At 37.9% G+C, this 20,793-nt stretch carries 22 protein-coding genes and 1 pseudogene; 19 read left to right on the top strand and 4 right to left on the bottom strand.

Annotation, left to right across the window (positions count from 1 at the left end; all coding sequences use genetic code 11):
* Nucleotides 1-113: 113 nt before the first annotated feature.
* The 3 genes from MKX55_RS16960 (at nucleotide 114) to MKX55_RS16950 (ending at nucleotide 3,013) form a co-directional block, all read left to right on the top strand.
* The gene (locus tag MKX55_RS16960) at nucleotides 114-2,015 is read left to right on the top strand and encodes a heavy metal translocating P-type ATPase (protein ID WP_339178995.1); all 1,902 of its coding nucleotides are present in this window, start codon (nucleotides 114-116) and stop codon (nucleotides 2,013-2,015) included.
* Nucleotides 2,016-2,047: 32 nt separating this feature from the next.
* Nucleotides 2,048-2,275 carry a cation transporter gene (locus MKX55_RS16955; protein ID WP_339178994.1) on the top strand — a complete coding sequence of 76 codons (228 nt, stop codon included), beginning with the start codon at nucleotides 2,048-2,050 and terminating at the stop codon, nucleotides 2,273-2,275.
* Between the two features lie 72 nt (nucleotides 2,276-2,347).
* Nucleotides 2,348-3,013: a Crp/Fnr family transcriptional regulator gene (locus MKX55_RS16950; protein ID WP_339178991.1), complete on the top strand. Its 666-nt coding sequence runs from the start codon at nucleotides 2,348-2,350 to the stop codon at nucleotides 3,011-3,013.
* Nucleotides 3,014-3,028: 15 nt separating this feature from the next.
* Here the strand turns inward: MKX55_RS16950 and MKX55_RS16945 are convergent.
* From MKX55_RS16945 to MKX55_RS16935, 3 genes and pseudogenes are all read right to left on the bottom strand, one after another.
* A pseudogene (locus MKX55_RS16945) lies at nucleotides 3,029-3,617 on the bottom strand (GNAT family protein).
* A 120-nt stretch (nucleotides 3,618-3,737) separates the two neighbouring features.
* The gene (locus MKX55_RS16940; protein ID WP_339233601.1) at nucleotides 3,738-4,706 is read right to left on the bottom strand and encodes a bile acid:sodium symporter family protein; all 969 of its coding nucleotides are present in this window, start codon (nucleotides 4,704-4,706) and stop codon (nucleotides 3,738-3,740) included.
* 343 nt (nucleotides 4,707-5,049) lie between these two features.
* Complete coding sequence (locus tag MKX55_RS16935; protein WP_339178984.1) at nucleotides 5,050-5,997, bottom strand: NlpC/P60 family protein; 948 nt, start codon at nucleotides 5,995-5,997, stop codon at nucleotides 5,050-5,052.
* Between the two features lie 574 nt (nucleotides 5,998-6,571).
* Between MKX55_RS16935 and MKX55_RS16930 the strand changes: the two genes are divergently transcribed.
* From MKX55_RS16930 to MKX55_RS16860, 15 genes are all read left to right on the top strand, one after another.
* Nucleotides 6,572-7,081 carry a hypothetical protein gene (locus tag MKX55_RS16930; protein WP_339233599.1) on the top strand — a complete coding sequence of 170 codons (510 nt, stop codon included), beginning with the start codon at nucleotides 6,572-6,574 and terminating at the stop codon, nucleotides 7,079-7,081.
* A gap of 11 nt (nucleotides 7,082-7,092) precedes the next feature.
* Nucleotides 7,093-8,121 (top strand): TFIIB-type zinc ribbon-containing protein, encoded by a 1,029-nt coding sequence (locus MKX55_RS16925; RefSeq protein WP_339178981.1) that lies wholly within the window; start codon nucleotides 7,093-7,095, stop codon nucleotides 8,119-8,121.
* The gene (locus tag MKX55_RS16920; protein WP_339233597.1) at nucleotides 8,118-8,903 is read left to right on the top strand and encodes a TPM domain-containing protein; all 786 of its coding nucleotides are present in this window, start codon (nucleotides 8,118-8,120) and stop codon (nucleotides 8,901-8,903) included. The genes MKX55_RS16925 and MKX55_RS16920 overlap by 4 nt, the downstream gene beginning before the upstream one ends.
* Nucleotides 8,904-8,951: 48 nt before the next feature.
* Nucleotides 8,952-9,983 carry an SPFH domain-containing protein gene (locus MKX55_RS16915; protein ID WP_339238555.1) on the top strand — a complete coding sequence of 344 codons (1,032 nt, stop codon included), beginning with the start codon at nucleotides 8,952-8,954 and terminating at the stop codon, nucleotides 9,981-9,983.
* Nucleotides 9,984-10,268: 285 nt separating this feature from the next.
* Entirely contained in the window at nucleotides 10,269-11,075 is an 807-nt protein-coding gene (locus MKX55_RS16910; protein ID WP_193063634.1) for an AraC family transcriptional regulator, read from the top strand.
* A 271-nt stretch (nucleotides 11,076-11,346) separates the two neighbouring features.
* Complete coding sequence (locus MKX55_RS16905; protein ID WP_212928784.1) at nucleotides 11,347-12,126, top strand: TIM barrel protein; 780 nt, start codon at nucleotides 11,347-11,349, stop codon at nucleotides 12,124-12,126.
* Between the two features lie 163 nt (nucleotides 12,127-12,289).
* Nucleotides 12,290-12,991, top strand: a complete 702-nt coding sequence (locus tag MKX55_RS16900) for a GntR family transcriptional regulator (RefSeq protein ID WP_339185288.1) — start codon at nucleotides 12,290-12,292, stop codon at nucleotides 12,989-12,991.
* Nucleotides 12,992-13,005: 14 nt separating this feature from the next.
* Nucleotides 13,006-13,431, top strand: coding sequence for a PTS sugar transporter subunit IIA (locus tag MKX55_RS16895; RefSeq protein WP_339178975.1), 426 nt, complete (start codon nucleotides 13,006-13,008; stop codon nucleotides 13,429-13,431).
* Between the two features lie 12 nt (nucleotides 13,432-13,443).
* Complete coding sequence (locus MKX55_RS16890) at nucleotides 13,444-14,226, top strand: PTS sugar transporter subunit IIC (protein WP_193063640.1); 783 nt, start codon at nucleotides 13,444-13,446, stop codon at nucleotides 14,224-14,226.
* Nucleotides 14,219-15,016, top strand: a complete 798-nt coding sequence (locus tag MKX55_RS16885; protein WP_339178973.1) for a PTS system mannose/fructose/sorbose family transporter subunit IID — start codon at nucleotides 14,219-14,221, stop codon at nucleotides 15,014-15,016. Before MKX55_RS16890 ends, MKX55_RS16885 begins: the two co-directional genes overlap by 8 nt.
* Before the next feature lie 12 nt (nucleotides 15,017-15,028).
* Entirely contained in the window at nucleotides 15,029-15,520 is a 492-nt protein-coding gene (locus tag MKX55_RS16880) for a PTS sugar transporter subunit IIB (RefSeq protein WP_212928786.1), read from the top strand.
* An 18-nt stretch (nucleotides 15,521-15,538) separates the two neighbouring features.
* On the top strand, nucleotides 15,539-16,255 hold the full coding sequence (locus MKX55_RS16875) for an SIS domain-containing protein (protein WP_339233595.1): 717 nt from the start codon (nucleotides 15,539-15,541) through the stop codon (nucleotides 16,253-16,255).
* Between the two features lie 112 nt (nucleotides 16,256-16,367).
* On the top strand, nucleotides 16,368-17,117 hold the full coding sequence (locus MKX55_RS16870) for an SIS domain-containing protein (RefSeq protein WP_339178967.1): 750 nt from the start codon (nucleotides 16,368-16,370) through the stop codon (nucleotides 17,115-17,117).
* A gap of 126 nt (nucleotides 17,118-17,243) precedes the next feature.
* A complete protein-coding gene (locus MKX55_RS16865) occupies nucleotides 17,244-17,906 on the top strand; it encodes a DUF6198 family protein (RefSeq protein WP_339233593.1) in 663 nt (220 codons plus the stop codon).
* 6 nt (nucleotides 17,907-17,912) lie between these two features.
* Nucleotides 17,913-18,911 (top strand): hydroxyacid dehydrogenase, encoded by a 999-nt coding sequence (locus MKX55_RS16860; protein ID WP_339178962.1) that lies wholly within the window; start codon nucleotides 17,913-17,915, stop codon nucleotides 18,909-18,911.
* Nucleotides 18,912-19,014: 103 nt separating this feature from the next.
* Here the strand turns inward: MKX55_RS16860 and MKX55_RS16855 are convergent, their stop codons facing one another.
* Entirely contained in the window at nucleotides 19,015-20,046 is a 1,032-nt protein-coding gene (locus MKX55_RS16855; protein WP_339233590.1) for an aldose epimerase family protein, read from the bottom strand.
* Between the two features lie 483 nt (nucleotides 20,047-20,529).
* On the opposite strand from MKX55_RS16855, the gene MKX55_RS16850 reads away from it, so the two are divergent.
* On the top strand, nucleotides 20,530-20,754 hold the full coding sequence (locus tag MKX55_RS16850; RefSeq protein ID WP_339233588.1) for a hypothetical protein: 225 nt from the start codon (nucleotides 20,530-20,532) through the stop codon (nucleotides 20,752-20,754).
* The last annotated feature ends 39 nt before the right edge of the window (nucleotides 20,755-20,793 follow it).

Below are 20,793 nucleotides of genomic sequence, written 5' to 3'. Positions count from 1 at the left end.
TATTTGTACAAATAATCATTTTCCAAAAGGATTTTTCCTATCTTGATAAGCATCAATTCTTTTCTTTTCCTTTCACGATAAAATGACAGTGTAATCGGAGAGGGGGAGAGAAAATGAAGCTGCAGCAATTTTTAATGAAACATAAGCATCCTGTTGTCCTTATCAGCGGAATGTTGATTGTTTCAGCATTTATTTCAAAATTTTTATTTGACTGGGATCCGGGATATTCCCTTGCAATGGCAATGGCTGCGATTATCGGTATTCCGCCGATATTTATCCAAGCCTATCAAGCACTGATAGTAAAAATAATCAGTATTGAACTGTTAGTATCCATTGCTGTTACTGGAGCGTTTATCATCGGTGAATTCAGTGAAGCTGCTATTGTTATTTTTCTATTTTTATTCGGAGGGTTATTGGAACAAAAGACATTGGAAAAAACACGCTCTGCCATTCGGGAACTTACTAAAATGGCTCCCGCCAGCGCTTTACGAATCAACGATAATAACATAGAAGAAATTCATATTGATGACGTGGCGAAAGGGGATCTGCTCCTTGTTAAGACAGGAGCTCAAATTCCTGTGGATGGTATCATTCAAGAAGGAAAAGGCTATATCAATGAAGCAAGTGTGACAGGTGAATCCATGTCAGCAGGGAAGGCAATCGGAGAGAAAGTGTTTGCCGGTACAATTTTAGAAAATGGTACGTTGAAGATAGAAGCTGAAAAAATTGGAGAAGACACGACCTTTGGAAAAATTATTGAACTCGTTGAAGAAGCACAGGATAATAAATCCGAAGCAGAACGTTTTATGGATCGGTTTGCCAAATATTATACGCCGATTGTATTGTTGCTTGCGTTTATTGTCGGTTTGATTTTTCAGAATGTCCATCTGGCAATTACAATTTTAATTTTAGGATGTCCGGGAGCACTGGTTATTGGTGTCCCAGTCTCCAATGTTGCCGGAATTGGCAATGGAGCAAAAAATGGCATTCTAATCAAGAGCGGAGAATTGATGGCTGCATTCAGCAAAGCAGATACGATGATATTTGATAAAACTGGAACATTAACTAGTGGCAAACCGGCAGTTTCTGAAGCGAAAGCATATACGGATGATTTGCAAGAAGCGCTTCGGTTAACTGCAAGTGTGGAGAGAGAATCGGAGCATCCATTGGGGCAAGCAATCTTAGAATATGTGGGGAAAACCGAATATGCAAAAATTGATAAAACAGAAGTTGTGAAAGGACAAGGAATTATTGCACATATCGGTTCAGAGGAAATAATGATTGGCAATCAGACCCTTATGGAGAACCATGCTGTTTGGATAAATAACCAGGCAAAACAGGATTTACTTCACCTTCAACAGTCCGGGAATTCTACCGTATTTGCAGCAATCAATCGTCAATTAACACTGCTGATTGGTATCAAAGACCAGGTTCGGCCAGATGCAAAAAGAACGTTGCGTATTTTAAAACAAATGGGGATTAAGCGTTTTGTAATGTTGACAGGAGATAATCAGACAACGGCAGAAATAGTAGGAAGTGAATTGGGGATAACGGAGGTTCATGGGGATTTTCTTCCAGAGGATAAGTCCAGCTTTATAAAACGGCTTCAAGAAGAAGGAAGAACGGTAGCTTTTATTGGAGATGGAGTGAATGACAGTCCTTCTATTGCTTTAGCTGATGCAGGAATTGCGATGGGAAGCGGGACGGATATAGCAGTGGAAACCTCTGATATTATCCTAATGCATTCTCATTTTAAAAAATTGATCCATGCCTTTGGTTTAACAAAGAAAACAACAGCCAATATGAAGGAAAACATCATCATTGCAGTGGGGACGGTGGTTTTTCTCCTCATCGGATTGATTTTTGGATATATCCACATGGCCAGCGGTATGCTGGTACATGAATTAAGTATTCTGGCAGTAGTTATCAACGGCATGCGTTTATTACGTTATCATACAAAAGATGAAAAACTTGATAGCTATCAAGTACAAAATAAAACATTAGAAGTACGATAGAAATATAAATAAAAGGAAAGAAGGAGTTATTTATGGAAAAAGTAACGATTCAATTAGAAAGCTTAACCTGTCCGTCATGCATTCAAAAAATCGAAAGTGCTGTTCAGAAGCAGCAAGGCGTGGCAAAGGTGAATGTCTTATTTCATGCGGGTAAGGTAAAAGCAGAAATTAATAATAAGGAAACAACTGCGGATAAATTATCAGAAGTCATCGAAAAGCTGGGCTATACAGTAGAAAATACAAAAGTACAAAGCGTATAATAGAGGAAAGACAATAACATGGCAGCTTTATCTGCTTAGATAAAGCTGCCATGTTGAAAAGGAGGAATCGCCGTGAGCCAGGAGCATTTATGTGTAGCTGCAGTACCGCTTTTTCAGCATTTAGATTTAGAAGATCAAAGGATAATTAACCGGTTGGTAAAGCACCATATTTTTGAAAAGGGTGAACATATTATTACGCCTGGTGAGAATCCGCAATTAGTTGTGATTGCACAGGGAAACATGAAGGTATATCAGCTTTCAGCGACTGGCCGCGAGCAATTATTAAGAGTTGTCGGACCGAACGGCTATGAAGGAGAAGGATTGCTGCTTGGAGCTCAAAATGAAAATTTATTTGGGGAAGCAATGCAGAAAACAGAAGTCTGCCTGCTAAAACAGGAGGATTTTCAAAAAATACTATTGCAATACCCGCAAATAAGCTTGAAGCTGTTAGAAATCAATGCCAAAAAATTGATGGAGGCAGAGCAGCAGGCACAATTTTTAATGATGGAAAAAGTAGAAAATCGTTTAATGACGTATCTTCTTGATTTATATAAAACTGCAGCATCCAAGCAAGTAGAGATTCCAATGAAGATGAAGGAACTGGCTTCTTTTTTGGGAACGACACCAGAAACACTATCTCGAAAATTAAAATGGCTGGAAGGGGAAGAGCTTATTCAGAGAAAGGGAAGTATGATAAAACTGCTTGATAAAAAGGAGTTGGAAAATCGTTTGTTGTAATCGAGAAGACAGGCCTTAAATTAGACCTGTCTTGTAGTCACTGTAATGTTGCTGCTCCCATTCCTCCCGCAGCATCCCCATTGCGGATGGAATCATAATATTCACCTTGATAATACCGGACCTTGCGAATTCGTGCTTCCATTTGCATCCCGAGTTTTTCCGCTACCCGAATCATCCGCTCGTTGCCGGACCAAGTCGTTAAACCGATACGTACTAAAGGAAGCTGATTAAAAAGATGATTGATCCATAATTTCAAAGCACGGGTGCCGATTCCCTTTCTCCAGGATGCTGCCTCATGTAAAACAATACCAATCTCTATCCAGCAGGAGGGCTGGTGCTCCCAATAATAAGAAATCGTGCCAAGAATATGACCATCAAGCTCTACAGCCCAATAATTTTCAGAATCTACCCAATGTGCCTGTTCTGTTAAAAAAGATTCATATGATTTTGCCTGATGCGGAAAATAGGGGGCATCCCATTTTTTCCATTCTGGCTTTTCTTCCTTAAATATCAGCTCCCACAGACGCGGCAGATCCTTTTCTTCAATCGTACGAATGATTAGATTATTATCTGTATATTGCAATGGACGAATCTCCTTTTCCATTCATTTTTGTTGGATATCGCTTTTTTGAAAAATGATTGAAAAGGAAGGTGTGTCAACTTTCCAATCACCTGTATCCTCTGTTTCATTTTGAATCAGCTCCACGAGGATAGCCTCAGCAAATTAAGCTATTTCTCTCTTATTTCCTTTTTTACTATTATTCACCGGTATTTTTGACCAGATGGAGGCAAGGATAGACCCGCTGATTACATGCATCACAACGGCAATAGCACCTGGCAATGCAGCCAATGGCTGTGCAGCAAAATGGGCGCTCGCTAATGTGGTGCCTAATCCAGCATTTTGAATGCCGACTTCGATGGATATTGCTCTTCTTGTCTCTTCATTGAGACGAAGCACTGTGGCAACTAAGAAGCCAAGCAAAAGTCCGGACCAATTATGCAAGAGAACTGTGACAAAAATAAGTGCTCCAGAAGATGCAATATTTTCTGTGTTTCCTGAAACGACTGCAGCCACTACTCCCGAAATAGCTATAACTGAAATCAGCGGCAAAATTTCTATACTTTTGTCAACGGCCACTGGGAAGAACCTTTGAAAGATAAGTCCTAACACAATGGGAACAATAATAACTTGAATGATAGAAATAAACATAGCAAACGGATTTACAGGAATCCATTGCCCAGCTAGAAGATACAAAAGCACTGGTGTCATAATTGGTGCCAGCATGGTAGAAACAGATGTCATCGTAACAGATAATGCTACATTTCCTTTAGCGAGATATACCATAACATTCGATGCAGTACCACCCGGAACAGATCCTACTAAGATAATTCCGGCTGCCAGAGCGGGCGGTAAATTTAAAAGCTTTGCAATTCCAAATGCAAGCAGCGGCATAATGGTGAATTGCAGAATAACGCCAATAATAACTGGTACAGGTTTTGTTAACACCAGCTTAAAATCGTTTGGTGTCATGGTGAGCCCCATTCCAAACATAACGATTCCAAGTAATATGGTCATATAATTGTTTAACCAATTAAAACCGCCGGGCATATAGAAGGCAGCAACAGCAACTAAAATGGTTATGAAAGCAAAATACTTATTCGAAAAATTACTGATGTGAATGAATAGTTTCATACTTCTACAATACTCCCTTACTTCAATATAATAGAATAGGATTCCGTATTTTATTTTGATGCACATTTTCTGAGTATGCATAGACAAGAAATAAACTTTAAGTTTGGATAGACGGAATAGAATGTACAAACTTTGCGATAAATAAATAATATTGGATTAGTCTGAAAATAATATTTATGTAAAATCTTCCTTTATCCCTTTTTTTCGGAAATCCTTCTAAGAAATTGTTGACAAGTATATCGTAAAAAATTTAAAAAGTCTATATAAAATTTTCAATGCTAGAAAAGAATAAAAAGCAGACATAAAAAAACAAGCGCCAGGTTGCGCTTGTTTTTTAAAACTATTAATTGAAAGACTTAGCTCCAAGATAATGTTGTTGCCAATAGTCAACGCTCATATCAGCTACAACCATTGCACCGCTGCCGCTGCTAGCGTGAATCATTTGATTGTTGCCGATGTAAATTCCGCTGTGAGATGCGCCAGCTGTATCGTAAGTTCCTTCAAAGAATACAACGTCTCCAACGCTTGGAGAATCTACATGCACTCCGTCATTTGCCCACATTTGGCTGTGTGTACGGGAAACATCGATGCCTACTTGGTCAAACGTATAGTTGATCAATCCGCTGCTGTCTAATGCAGATGGATTTGACTCTCCCGGAGTATATGCTCCGAATTGATATGGGATACCTAAAGCACTTTCAGCTGCTGCAACGATGTCAGAACCGCTGACAGAACCAGTTTGTGTTCCTACATTGTCTTCGGATCCGGAATCATTCGAGACTTCCTCAATAACAATGTCATTCTCACTTGTTTCTTCTGTTGCTTCCTCTTCACCAGCTTCTGGCTCTGAAGCTTCTTCAGAGCTTGGAGCGGATTCAACAGGAGTACCTAGTGCATCTGAAGTAGCTGGTCCTACAATACCGTCTTCTTGCAAGCCTTGATCAGATTGGAAATCTCGTACGTCTTGTTCCGTAAGTTCTCCAAAAATACCATCTACGTTACTAGAAGAATAGCCTTGATCGTGCAATGAACTTTGTATATTTTCTACCTCTGAACCGGAATCACCTTGTTGAACAAGAGAAGAGTTAACTGTTGCAGAAGGTGTTTCTTCAGAAGATTGTTCCTCTTGAACTTCAGGGAGGCTGCTTTCTTCGTAGGTGATATCTCCTTCTGTTGATCCTTCACCCGCATTTGCTAATACACTGGAGCCTACTACCGGAGTGAGTGCTAACGTTGCAGCAAACGCAGTCGAAATAACATATTTTTTTGCATCAAGATTCAATGGTGCCAAAAGAATTCCTCCTTAAGAATGTTTGTATTATTTTGTTGAAAAACAGAAACCTATGTAGCAAGATTTCGCTCAAATCGTGGTATGGCCGTCTGTTAATCTCCTATTCTATGATGTATTGTATATAGGGGAGTACAAATTGATTGAAGCAGAAGATAACAGACTGAAACCAAACCAGACCTGATTCAGCTATATTTTCGCTGAACTTTTATTTTTTCACTATATACAAGGTAACATAGAGATATCACAAGAAGGTGTCCAAATTTTTAAAGGTCGGTAACAAATTATTAAAATATATTACATCAATCGACAGGTTTCGAATCAAGTTCTATCAACAATTTCAGATAAATTTACGGTTTTTTCATTTCATTTTCATTTCGAAAAGCTATTAATATTACAATCTTGTAAAAGAAATCGAAATTTTTAAAAAGGTTATTAGAATTTTAATGGAAAATAAGTTATCCTTATAAGGTAATTGATTATTTTGAAACGTCCTTACCGTTCTGAAAAGGCAGTGAAACCTTTTGTGGAGTTCAAACGTACAATTATTTAAGCGAGGCAGAAAGGATGATTCAGAATGCGTTTTTTTAAAGGCCTTTTTTCACCTGAAAGAGAAGCGAAGAAAAACAGACAAAACCTGCAAAAAAGCAGAAAAGAAATGGATAGAGTAATGCGGGAAATGCACGCCAAAATAGACACTATTCAACTAAACATTACCAGAACACAGGAAAAGCTAATAGAGCAGCAAGAACTGGCAGACAAGTTTGCCAGATATGAAGAAAGCTCGGAACAAGCAAATGAACAAAGCAGATTTCAAATGCAAAAAGAAGCGGCACAGAAAGAAATTGAAAAATTACAAAGCCAAAAATATGATTTTGAAACACAGATGGTCCCTTTCCAGCAAAGTTATGACCGAATGCGTCAAACATTTTCAGAAATCTTTGACCAGCTGGATGCTTTAGAGAGGGAGACCTCTGCGAAAGAAAATGAAGCGGAGATAATGAAATACACTACAGCACAAGAAGAGAAGATCCAGTTTGAGCTTGCTGAAGCTGAGGCGCTGCTTGAATTACGATCAGAAAAATGAGGTGAAGACGGATGCTAGTGCATTATAAATGTCCCAACTGCGGGGCGGATATGGAATTTGACAGTGCTTCTGGCCATTTGGCCTGTGACAGCTGCGGGCATGAGGAGCATATCGATACGTATGATGATGTGAATATTACACAGTCCTTTGAAAAAGACGAGGCGAAGGAATATCATTGTGAGAATTGCGGTGCTATTGTTTTAACTGATGCAGATACGACGGCGACCTCATGCAGTTTTTGCGGGGCCGGGGTGGTGCTTGCTGACCGGTTATCCGGGGAGTTGGCACCTGCGAAAGTAATTCCATTTACCATCAGTAAAGAAGAAGCAATGGAAGCATTTAAAAAATGGTGTAAAAATGGCAGGTTGACACCTAAGGGCTTTATGACAGCGGACCGTGTAAAAAATATTACAGGAATGTATGTCCCATTTTGGATGTATGATTTAGATAATGATGTAGACGTGAAAGCAACAGGAACGAAAGTGCGAACGTATCGGCGCGGCGATTATCGTTATACGGAAACCAAGTATTATCGGGTGCATAGAGATATTGATATCAGTTATTTAAAAGTGCCGGTCGATGCATCAGAAAAAATGAATGATGAGCTGATGGATAAAATAGAGCCTTATGATTATAACAAGCTGGAGGATTTTAAAACGCCCTATCTAGCAGGATACTTAGCTGAAAAGTATAATTATACCGATGATGAATTATTTGACCGGGTGAAAGCAAAAATCCAAGGTTTTATGGATACGTATATTGCTTCCACCATCCGGGGATACAGCTCTGTAAGCTATCAACAGAAAAACATACGCACCAAGAAAGCAAACAGCTACTATGTCCTGCTGCCAGTCTGGATGGTATATTACGATTTTGACCAGCAGGAGCATACCTTTGCAATGAATGGGCAGACTGGAAAAATTGTCGGCAAGCCGCCGCTGAGTTATTCGAAGGCAGCGCTTTGGTTTTCCAGCATTGCTGGCGGATCCTTTGTTTTATTTAAAGCAATAGCGATGATGCTGGGCGGTGATTTACTATGAAGAAGTTTTTAATTACGGCTGGTATGCTTGTACTTATAACTTTCCTAATGCTGCCTGCAGTCTCTGCAGAGAAGCAGTATATCTATGATGATGCAAACATATTTACAGATAATGAACGGACTGATCTGGAGCAGAGAGCGGCAGAATATAGTGAAGAGAACGAGATTGATATTCTTATTTTGACGAAGGATGAGTCTGACGGGAGAGGTATCCAAAAATATATCGATGACTTCTATGATGAGCAGGGTCCCGGGTATGATGGAGAACATGGAGATACGGTATTTATGGGGCTTGATTTTTCCGGACCTTCCGGAGAAAGAGATGTTGCGGTAAGCGGATTTTATAAGGGAGAAGAGTATGTTGGTCCTGAGCGTGCGCAGCAGCTTGCCGATGATTTAGTTCCTGATTTACGAAATAACGATTATTATGACGCCAGCTTATTATATTTTGAGAAGATAGAGCGATATATGGGTGTGAACCCGAGTATCAACCCGGACAGTATTTTTCTTCAAACTTGGTTCCAGTTGCTGGCTGCTGTTATAATTGGTGCAGTTATTGTAGGTTCCATGATTTTTAATATGGGCGGTCGTGTGACAACGAATGCAAGTACGTATCTCGATGCAGGTAATTCAAGAATTAAAAGCAAGTCAGATAGATATTTACGTCAAACCGTTACGAAAACGAAAATACAGAAGAACAACAGCGGCGGAGGCCGGGGAGGCGGCAGTATAGGCAGAACTGGCGGCGGACATTCCCGTTCTTCCGGACGTGCAAAGTTTTAATAATAGATTGAATGAAGGTATTGAAATAAAGAAAGGATGAACAGAATGATGGGCTTTTTTAGAGGGCAATTAGCAAATGTGATTGAATGGGAATCATTTCGTGATGATATGATCTTTTGGAAATGGAATAACAACGAGGTAAAAAAAGGGAGTAAATTAATTGTTCGTCCGGGCCAGGATGCTATTTTTTTCAACCAGGGAAAAATTGAAGGGGTTTTTAAAGAAGAGGGCGAATATGAAATTGAATCAGACATTATTCCTTTTTTATCTACCTTAAAAGGATTTAAATTTGGATTTAACAGCGGAATGCGTGTAGAAGTGCTGTTTGTCAATACAAAACAATTTACTGTAAAATGGGGCACAAAAAATGCGATAAACATACCTTCTCCACAGCTTCCTGGCGGTATACCGATCCGTGCTAATGGAACCTTTCAGTTTACAGTGAAAGATTATGTGAAGCTGATAGATAATATCGCAGGTGTCAGAGACAGTTTTCTGGTGGAAGACATTCGTCTGAGAATTACTGCAGTATTAGATCAATTATTAATGAAGTGGATTACCAGAGAAGGAAAGGATATGTTTAATCTTCAGGCGAATTCCTTTGAAATCGGCGAGGGGATCAAAGAAGATTTAGATAAGCAAGTCAATCAGGATGGTTTTGAGATTAAAGGTTTTCAAATCATGAGCTTTAATTATCCTAAAGAAATCCAGGATATGATTACAAAAACTGCTTCGCATGGCATGATCGGCGATATGGGACGGTATAAAGATGTCGCCATGACGGATGCGATTGCTTCCGGAAAATCAGATGGCGGCAATTCCGCAACAGATATGGCCGGAATGATGATGGGAATGCAGATGGCAAAAGAAATGATGAATGGTACAAACGACCAAAATGCAGCCAATCAACAGCAGCAGTCCAATCAAGGCGGGCAGCAAAATCAAGGTCAGCAGCAACAGCAATCTTCTACAGGGAATGAAGGAGAGGGAAGCGGATCAATTCCAAACTTCTGTCCGAATTGCGGAAGTAAAACACAGGGAATGAATTTCTGCGGGAATTGTGGACATAAGCTGGTTTAAATACGAAAAATAGATTAAAAATAAGGGTGCTGTCTTGGAGGAGATAGTATCCTTATTTTTTAGATAGACGATATGAAATGACATGCTATAAAATAAATGTAGTAAAAGAACAGAAATGTTAGATGAGAAAATCAAGAAAAAATAATTAATGCTAAACATGATTTTAAAGTAGTTATTATGTTTTAGCGTAACGTTAAAAGTCTATTTTGTTTACAAGTATTTAACAAAAAATGTATTACATCTAAGAAGTAATTAAAGAAAGCACACACCAAAGGAGCAGTTATAATGGGATATCGTATTCGTTTAAAAGAAAATAAACATTCGAATAGAAATCTTGTAAAGAAACACCATCATAAGGTTCACCAGATTCTTTATGCTCTCGAAAATACAGGAGAGATTACATTTAATAATCAAAAAAACACTTTTTTTCAAGATAGTCTGGCATTTATCCCGCCATATTCAGACCACTCTATTACATCAGAGGGGAAAATGACAGTACTTGTGCTTGAGTTTGATGTGCTCCATTTGGATTCGGATATTCAAAAGGTTTTAGAAATGCAGGATTTTAGCAATCCGAGGTTAATTGATTTAAGTCCATTTGAAGCAGGAAATGTAAGACAGTTACTTCGCAGGATGCTTTATGAGCAAGCACAAGGGGATTTGATTAATGTAGTAGCTGTAAAAATCTATCTGGAAGAATTATTGCTGATTTTATTTCGAAGTCAAAAAGAATTAAATATTACGGATGCAAATGTGCTTCGGGCTGAACGTTTAAAAGATTACCTCGAAACACGATATTTTGAAATTAGAGATGCCAATGATTATTCTCAAAAGCTTGGGATAAGTACCAGACATATCAATACGATTTTTAAAGATCAATATGATATGACACCGATGAAATATTTAAATGAAGTAAGAATGGAAATTGCCAAAAAATTACTCATGGAAACCAATAATGATATTGCATCTATTTGTTTTGAAGTAGGTTTTGAAGCAATTTCTACCTTCTATAGAAAATTTAAAGCGTATACGAATATCTCTCCTCAGAAATTCAGGAATAAATATCAATATACAAAGGAGTCAGATAGCTGAAAGAATATGCTGATATTTAGTATATTCTTTTTTTAGTTTATTTAAAAAAAGAAGGTATACACCTTCAAAAGTTTATTTCCGAAATTGAGAATTTTATTCCGCCTTTAATAAGACAGCTAAAAAAATTTTTCGTATGATAAGCGTAAGTTGTTAAAAGAAAGCTATTAAAAAACAGCATACAAATAGAAGCGATTTAGATGCTATAAAACGGTAAGTTATTTTTTCTAGTGGACTAACAGGAAAGAAAAATAAATTTGAGAGGAGGAAAAGGATGTTTCAAATAGGCTTATGTTCTGTAACCTTTAGAAACTTATCTGTAGAAGAAATAATAGAAGCTGCTAAAAATACGGATATACAAGGAATAGAATGGGGCGGCGATATTCATGTTCCGCCTGGTGACTTAGAACATGCTGCGTATGCTGCTAATATAACCCGGCAAGCAGAAATAGATATTATCTCTTATGGTTCCTATTATCGTCTAGGGGTAAAGGAACAACCATTTTCTTTTGAAGCTATCTTAGATACTGCTGAAAAATTGACGGCTCCTGCCATACGAGTATGGGCTGGAAATATTGGATCAAGCGAAGCAACAGAAAGACAATGGGAAAAAGTGATAGAGGATGCCAAACGAATTGCTGATTTAGCAGAAAAACAAGGAATTCATATTAATCTAGAGTATCATGGCCGAACTTTAACAGATACGGCAGATAGTGCCATACGGCTAATGAAGAAAATTAATCATTCAAACGTTTCCTTATACTGGCAGCCCTCGCCATTTGAAACAGTGAATAAGAATGTGAAGAGTATTGATACCGTAAGACAATGGCTTAGCCATGTTCATGTTTTTCATTGGCAGCTTGTTGAAAATAACGTCATTGTGTATCCTTTTTCAGCAGGTATTTCTGATTGGGAAAAGTACTTACAACAACTAGAAAAGCAACAAGGAATGCGTTATTTAATGATGGAATTTGTGAAAGAAGATAGTATCGAACAATTAAAGAATGATGTAAAAGTGCTTCAATCAATAATTACATCATATTCCGCCAAGTAAAGGACAAACATAAATTTAAATACTAGCTTATTGCAAAACGAAATGCCTGGATTGATTGCAAGGTGTAGGGAATTGGATGGATATCAACTTTATGAAAACAATGCTATTATTTTTTTATTTTAACTTAATATATTAACTGATTAACTAGTTAGGAGGTTATCTTATTTCTATTCCAAAATATCTGCAAATCAAGCAAAGTCTTCTTTACAAGATTAATAACGGAAAGTTTCTTCCAGGAGATAAGTTTTACAGTGAAGCGGAGTTGAAAAGAGAATACAATGTAAGCGGTATTACTGTAATTAAGGCTTTACAGGAGCTGACACAGGAAGGTTATCTTGTACGTTATCAAGGCAAAGGGACTTACGTTTCCAAAGGGAAAAAAGCAAAAGTAGTGCGTTTTTCTGATCAGGAAAAATATCAAGGGAAGCAAGAATCTGTCCGAGTACTAAATGTAGAAAGAATGACAGATCCACGAATAGCTAAAGAATTAAATATTAACAAAGAGGAACCATTTTACTTAATCAAGCGCGTACGCATGATTGATGATGTGCCGTTGCTTGTCCAATACTCTTATGTTTTATCTGAATTTATTAAGGAAGATATTGGAGAGTTAGAAGCATTTTCCTCAATTTATGAAAAAATAAAACATGATTTTGAAATTAATCTTTTCCAGGCAGATTCGACAGAAATAACAGAAATTTGTTTCCCGACGCCGTCTGAGGAAAGTAAGCTGCTTGAGATTGAAGGCGATAAACCAACTGCGTTCATACGCAGATACACGTACTTACTGGAAAAAAGAGTGGTGGAATATATTGAAACGTATAAGCGTTGGGAGTATTTCAGCAATAAAATAGAACCTTTATAAAAGGAGTTGGACAAATGAATATTTTGTTAGTATCTCACCATGGAGTAGCTGGTGGTCTAAAAAAAGCAGTTGATATGATTACCGGAGAACAAGAAGAGCTTTCTATTATCGAACTTACCGAAGCTGGTGTTCAGGATTTTTCCTCAAAATTGGAATCTTATTTGGAACAATGGAAGCGTTCTAATAAAAAAATAGTGATTCTTGCTGATTTAAAAGGGGGAACGCCCTACAACCAGGCGGTAGCGCTGACACATAAATTAGGGATGGAACAAAACGCCTTTGTTATTAGCGGAGTTAATCTGCCGCTAGTCTTGGAAACACTCTTTTTAGATGAAACTGATTTTATGATTTCTGACCTTAATCGGGTTATTGAATCTTCAAGAAGTGCAATTTTTAAAGCGGATCCACTTGAATTGAATAATAATGATTTAGATGAATAGGGGGTAGTAAGGATGGAGATTGTCTGGTGGCAAGTATTATTAATAACGCTGTATGCAGCATTTGCAATTTATGATGGAAACAACACAACAATGGGATTTGTTAAGCCGACAATGGCAGGTTTTTTTGCCGGGCTGATTCTTGGAGATATGCAAACAGGATTGATTGTCGGAGGGACGTTGAATTTACTGGTGCTTGGAGTTGGAAATTTCGGCGGTGCATCGATTCCAGATTATATGACGGGTGCATTGATTGGTACAGCTTTTGCTATCTTTTCAGGCGAAGGAGCTGAGTTTGGGATATCCTTAGCGATCCCGATTGGCTTGTTAATGGTTCAGCTCGATGTTCTTGCCCGATTTACAAACACGTATTTTCAAAACAGGGCAGAGACCTTTATCAAACAAGGGAACCTTGATAAAGCTGCCAGGATGGGGTTATGGGGATTGCTTCCTACTTCTCTGTCTAGAATGATACCCGTGTTTTTAGCACTTGTATTTGGTGCAAGGTTTGTAGAATCTATCGTGAACTATATGCCTGATTGGCTGATGAGTGGTTTGAGTGTAGCTGGCGGAATGCTTCCTGCACTAGGTATAGCCATATTATTACGATATTTACCTGTAAAGGAAAATATCCCTTATCTTATTATTGGATTTGTCGTAGCAGCATATTTAAGTATGTCTGTATTAGGAGCTGCACTTGTTGGACTAGCTCTGGCAATTTTAGGATATCAGCGGTTCACTAAAAATAATGATAACAATGATCCTGCGGTAGCTAATGGAGGGATGGGCGATGAGTAAACGAAAAATGGATCGTGAGTTAAAGAAAGTATTTTGGAGATGGTTTTTCTTTGGACAAGCAAGCTGGAACTATCAAAAGTTTCAAGGCTTAGGATATTATTTCAGTATTTTGCCGTTACTTAAGAATTTATATAAGGATCCCGAAGAACGCAAAACAGTTGCCATGACACATATGCAATTTTTTAACACGAATAATACGATGGCCCCTTTAATATTAGGTGTAAATACAGCTCTTGAAAGAGAGAAAAGAATCAAATCAATGGAAGCAGTCGCTTCATTAAAAACAGGTATGATGGGACCGCTGGCCGGGATTGGTGATACGCTTTTCTTTGTTATACCTACTACCATCATAGGTTCCATTGCTTCCTATTTAGCACTTGAAGGAAACCCAATCGGTTTGATTCTTTGGATTGTGTTTGGATTTATTCGTCTTGGTGCCATGCGTTTCTTTGTTTGGTCCGGATACCAAGAAGGTGTGAGACTCGTAACCGAAATAGGCGGCAGGTTAAAGAATCTTACAAAAGCTGCTAATATCCTTGGAATTACCGTTGTAGGTGCGCTTATCCCAACGGTGGTTACAGCAACTTTTGGATATGAGTTCCAGCAAGGGGAAGTTACACTTTCTATACAAGAGCTTGCTGATCAAATTTTGCCATCCCTAGGTCCAGTTCTTGTTGTTGCAGTCACTTATTGGATGCTGGGTAAGAAAAAGTTAAATTCAACACGCGTTGTCTTTATTCTAATGGCACTTGGGATTATTGCTTATAATTTAAAAATATTTACAATATAAGGAGAGATAGAAATGGAAGGAATTGTACATGTAAGAGTTGACGATAGATTAATTCATGGACAGGTAGCTACTCGATGGTCTACTGGTTTAAGGGTAAACAGAATTATGGTAATAGATGATATCATTGCTGCCAGTGATCATGAGAAAGCGGTATTAAGAATGGCAGCACCATCAGGAGTAAATACATCTATTTTGCCATTTGAAAAAGCAGCCGCAAATATTAAAGCAGGCAACTATCAGGGACAGCGTGTTTTACTGGTTGTTAAATCACCAGAAATCCTAGTCCGTCTGCAGGAGGAAGGATTGGAGCTGCCACAGGTCAATATCGGAAATCTTTCCAATCGTTTTGATACAGTGCAAATCAAAAAATCAGTAAGTCTCTCAGCAGATGAAGAGAAAGCGATCCAAACACTTCTTAACAGCGGGGTGAAGGTGACAGCTCAAATGGTGCCAGATGACCCGGAAACAAGCATTGAAGTATTTTTGAATAAAGCCAAGCGATAAGTAAGAGGAGTGAATGCAGTGAACTATGTCGACCAATTTTATGCGAAAATAGATTATATTTTAAAGAAAATACGAACAGAGCAACGGGAGAATATTGAAAGAGCAGCCGATATCCTGACAGAAACGGTTGAACGGGGAGGTATTATTCAATCTTTTGGCTCGGGACATTCTTTCGCAGCTGCCATTGAAGTTGCTGGCCGGGCAGGAGGATTCGTTAACTCCAAGGCTATCAAAGAGTTTTACGGAACCAATGGCTGGTTTGAGGTAATTGAAGGGGTTGGTGATGCGTTTATTCGTTTAGTCGACCAGCAGGATGAGGATTGTTTTATTTTTATATCCAATTCTGGGAAAAACCCTTTGCACATTGACATGGCTAAATATATAAAAGAAAAAGGGAATAAGCTGATTGTTGTTACAAATTTAAAAGATTCTCAAAATGCGAAAAGCCTGCACTCAAGCGGAAAAAAATTATATGAATTTGCCGATGTGGTCCTGGATAACTGTGGAGACCCTGGAGACTGCGGAATAGATATACCGGAATATGGAATGAAAACAGGTCCTACATCTTCTATTTCAGCAGCTTACTTACTTGATAGTGTTGTTTTACAAGCAATCGAAAATCTAGTGAAAAAAGGTATCGAACCGCCGATAATGAAAAGCGCCAACGTGGAAGGCGGCCGAGAATACAATGAGTCATTAACCGAAAAATATAAAGATAGAATGCATCGCGTTTAAACTAGAATGATTATCTCCATTTAAGAGAAAGGAAGGGCTGCCTCTTAAATGGAGAATAACCAATGGATAAGAAGGCCGTTTCAAACTTTAAACCAATTATTCAAGGGGGATTATGATGATAAAGAAGTATTATCAAAAAGTACAAGAGCAGCTTGAAAATACGTTTAATAAAGAAACAAACGTTATGCAGAAAGTGAGTGAAGTAATCGCAGATAAAATAAATGATGGCGGAGTTGTTTATTTATTCGGATGTGGTCATTCTCATATTTTAACAGAGGAAGTATTCTATCGTGCAGGAGGACTTGCACCGATTTATCCTATATTGATTGACGAATTGATGCTTCATCAAGGCGGGGCAGCATCTTCTCAAAAAGAAAGAAAAAATAGATATGTTCGTCCATTATTAGCGGAATATTCTATTACTAAGAAGGATGTGCTAATTGTCATTTCTACTTCAGGCATCAACCCAGTTCCAATAGATGTCGCATTATATGGAAAAGAAAATGGAGCTGTCACGGTGGCATTAACCAGTACGGCATATGCTGAACAGCAGCCTTCCAGACATGAAGACGGGTTATACTTGAAAGATGTCTGCGAGTATACAATAGATAATCATGTTCAGGTTGGAGACGCAATGTTAAGTAATTCTGACACAGGTATTCGTTTTGCCCCATCGTCCTCTGTGATTGGCATTTCGATTCTTCAAGCTATTTTAGCAGAAGTCACTGATTTACTTATCAAAACAGGGCAAGTTCCACCAGTATTTCTAAGTGGAAATATTACGGGTTCAGATGAACACAATAAAAAATTACTAGAAAATTACGGAGAAAAAGTACCGCTGCTTATTAAAAATATGGAATGAGATCGTCCAGGGCAGGGAGAGAAACGTCCATAAAATAGGATTTTATTTTTCCATCGCTAACTATCTATGTTCAAAAAAATAAAAAGGCAGCTATTAAAACATCGGAATATTTATGGAAAGAAGTGTATGTATTTGGCACAATCCAATCTATTAAAATCTTATGGACTGTTTTTACTGAGTCTTTTCATTATGGGACTCGGCATTAGTCTGGTAACACTTGCACATCTCGGTACAACTCCTATTACGAGTCCGCCATATGCATTTAGTCTATTCTTACCTATTAGTTTTGGAATGCTGACGATGCTGTTTAATCTTCTTTTTGTCTTAATCGAAATAATAATGATGGGCAAAAATTTTCCCAGAGTTCAGTATTTGCAATTACTAGTAGGGCCAATATTAGGAATAGCTATTGATTTTTGGTCTTATCTCCTTATTTATATCCCGCAACCTTATTACTGGGTTCAATTAAATATGGTTGCCATTGGCTGTGTTATTATTGCATTTAGCACGGTGATACAGTTGAAGGCACAAGTGGTAAATAATCCGGCTGAAGGAATTGTAAAAGTGATTTCTTACAAAACTTCACAGGAGTTTGGAAAGGTAAAGCTTTATTTTGATATAAGTTTGGTATGCTTAGCAATGTTTATTTCGTTTATCGTATTTGGTTCTGTTCAGGGTGTTCGTGAAGGAACCATTATATCAGCTTTGATTATTGGACCGCTTATTAAACTGTTTCAGAAACAAAAAACAAACAGCAGTATTTCTGCAATGCGTCGGTCAAAGGAGTGAAAACATATGAAAAAAGGTCTGTTTATAATGGACGAAAATTTGTTTGAAAAAGTCTATACACCTGATATACAAAGAGAGATTTCGCAATATATTGATATTATTGGAAAACCATTGACCAAATACAATTATCAAGAAGAAGGTAATTTATTAAAAGAAGCAGAGGTTATTTTCTCTGGATGGGGTGCTCCGGTATTTGATCAATCGTTTTTAGAAAAAACGCCATCTTTAGAAGCCATCTTTTATGCAGCTGGAACAATGAAGAAATTATTATCAGACGAGATATGGGAAAGAGACATAAAAGTTACCACAGCTAACCAGGCAAATGCCATTCCAGTAGCAGAATTTACATTAAGTGAAATTCTATTTTCTTTAAAAAACGGCTGGCAGCTATCCAGACGGCTAAAAGAGGAAAAAAATTATATTAATGGTATGTATCAGCCGCTAAACGGCAATTATCAAGCAACGGCAGGTATTATTTCTTTGAGTCAAATCGGCAGGAAAGTAACGGATTTATTACGGCATTTTGACTTGAATGTATTAGCTTATGATCCATTTGTAAACGAAGATGAAGCTAGTAATTTAAATGTAGAGCTTTGTTCTTTAGAAGCTATTTTTAAACATGCAGATGTTGTTTCATTACATAGCCCGCTTTTGCCCGAAACAAAAGGAATGATTAGAAAAGAGCATTTTCAGTCCATGAAGCAAAATGCAACATTTATTAATACAGCTAGAGGTGCCATTGTTCGAGAAGATGAGATGATAGAAGTTTTACAAGAACGTACAGATATTACAGCTGTTTTAGATGTGACTTATCCAGAACCGCCAGCGGAACAATCCAAATTATACACTCTGCCTAACGTTGTTTTAACACCGCATATAGCAGGAAGTTCTGGTAATGAGAGGGCTCGTTTAGGGGCTTTCATGCTGGAAGAAGCAAAGCGCTTTACGGCAGGTGAGCCGCTTCAATACAAAATAACGAAACAATCATATAGGAATATGGCTTAACTTCAGAAGGGAAACGAGTCATCTTCCAAAAAAAAGCGGATCCTGTTCAATCGGATTAGCTTTTTTTTGGAAGGTTATTTCGTGCATTGATAAAATCAGAAAGCTAATTCGTTCCAAATGTAAAGGTAGTTGATTTGTTATAAACATCGCCTGCTTTTACAACGATGGACGGCAGTCTATCTTGATAGAGGGCTAAAGGTGTATTGGAAGTCTCAAAACAAACCCCATAATGAGCTGGGACAGTCCCGTTTTCTAATAGATATCCTTGTGAACCCTGATTCGCAGTATACATCGTCATACCAGGCTGATTCGTTTCTATAGATAGGGTTCGCCCGCAAGTAGGTTCATAAATTTCTATTCTGTTTTTAGCGTTCCTAAATAAAAAATAATGATCATACCCACTGGCTAAAGCTAATTGTTCAGATTCAGATAATGAATGCAACCCTTCTCTCAAGCGAGCTCCATATCGAAAATCGAATGCGGTATTTGACGTATCCAGAAGCTTTCCGGTAGGCAGCAGATTTTTATCCAATTCTATGATGGTGCTGTCCGGCATAGTGACATGATGCTGATAAATAGAATTTTGCACATTTCCGGTTAAATTAAAATAACTATGATTTGTTAAAGAAAGGGCGGTTGTTGCATCTGGAACGGCTTGATAATGTATAGACAATTCGTTCTTGCTGGTAAGACGATAAGTGATAGAGACATCCAAATTACCAGGGTACCCGCCTGCAAAAGTGACATCATTCGTTGTTAATTGTAATTCGATTGCCGATTCTGTTTTGTTCACTTGTGTATCCCACAGAATTTGATGAAAGCCGTTTGTTCCGCCATGCAGATGATGGTTACCTTCATTTTTTTCCAGCTGCCAGCTCTGCTGATTAATCTTAAATCGCCCGTCAGGTATTCGTCCAGAAACCCTTCCAATCAGAGCACCTAAATACAATGGATTATTTTCATAATCATGATAATCCTTAAAAGTCCATACAATATTTTCTGTGTTTCCATTTCGATCTGGTGCATATAATTTTGTGATGATTCCTCCATAATTCAGAATACTCATTTCAATCGTATCATTGGTTAGTGTGTATTCTTTCCAGCCGTTTACGACTTCTTTTACTTGAATATCCATTTTCTCACCTTCAGTTTGAAAAACACCGCAATGTGTTTTAGATTAGTTGTAATCGTAAAGCCTTTGATCTTTTATTGTAGAGAAGTAATCTTAAAAATTAATAAGATACCAACTAAGATAATTAAATTAATTAACAAACTAATTTAATTTTAACTTTGGAGGATTGCTTTGGCAATAGGGAAAGAGTATATTTGGAGGAAACCCTTTCGTAAACCTATTTAAAAAAACCGTTTTATCTTGCACTTTAAGAAAGTATAAAGAATTTAAGGTATAAAGTATAAGCGCAGTGCTTTTGATGGGGCGAGTAATCGCAGTCCCAACTAAGGTTGTCACCTAAAGGCTTGATGACAACCAAGTTTTCTTTAGAAACATGGATTCTTCTATATAAAATAAAATCAATGCGTTTGTAAAAAGCTCCTTCGCTTTCATCTATCCAGCAATGTGATATGATTACAGTAGAAAGTTGGTTTGCTGGTGGTATTCGTGATTCTTTTTTTTCGGCAGTTAAAAGGAAAAAAGCCGCGAAATGTAGATGGTTCTGAAAAAGAATTTCGCCAGGCGGAAATGGGAACGGAAATATATACATATAAATTTCAAATCATACCTGCTGTTGCGCTTGGCAACATAGAGAGGGCATATGTACTTTTCTTTATACCGGGGGAATGGATTGGGGCAAACTGGGTGCGTTCACCAATCAAAAAATTTTAAGTTCGCTCTTAGAGCTGCTTTTGAGAATCTTATTAATTG

Origin of the sequence: Oceanobacillus sp. FSL W7-1281 (genome assembly GCF_037969835.1) — a bacterium.
Lineage (GTDB): Bacteria > Bacillota > Bacilli > Bacillales > Amphibacillaceae > Oceanobacillus > Oceanobacillus oncorhynchi.
The sequence above is the reverse complement of the archived record's forward strand: the minus strand, read 5'-3'. Positions and strand labels throughout refer to the sequence as shown.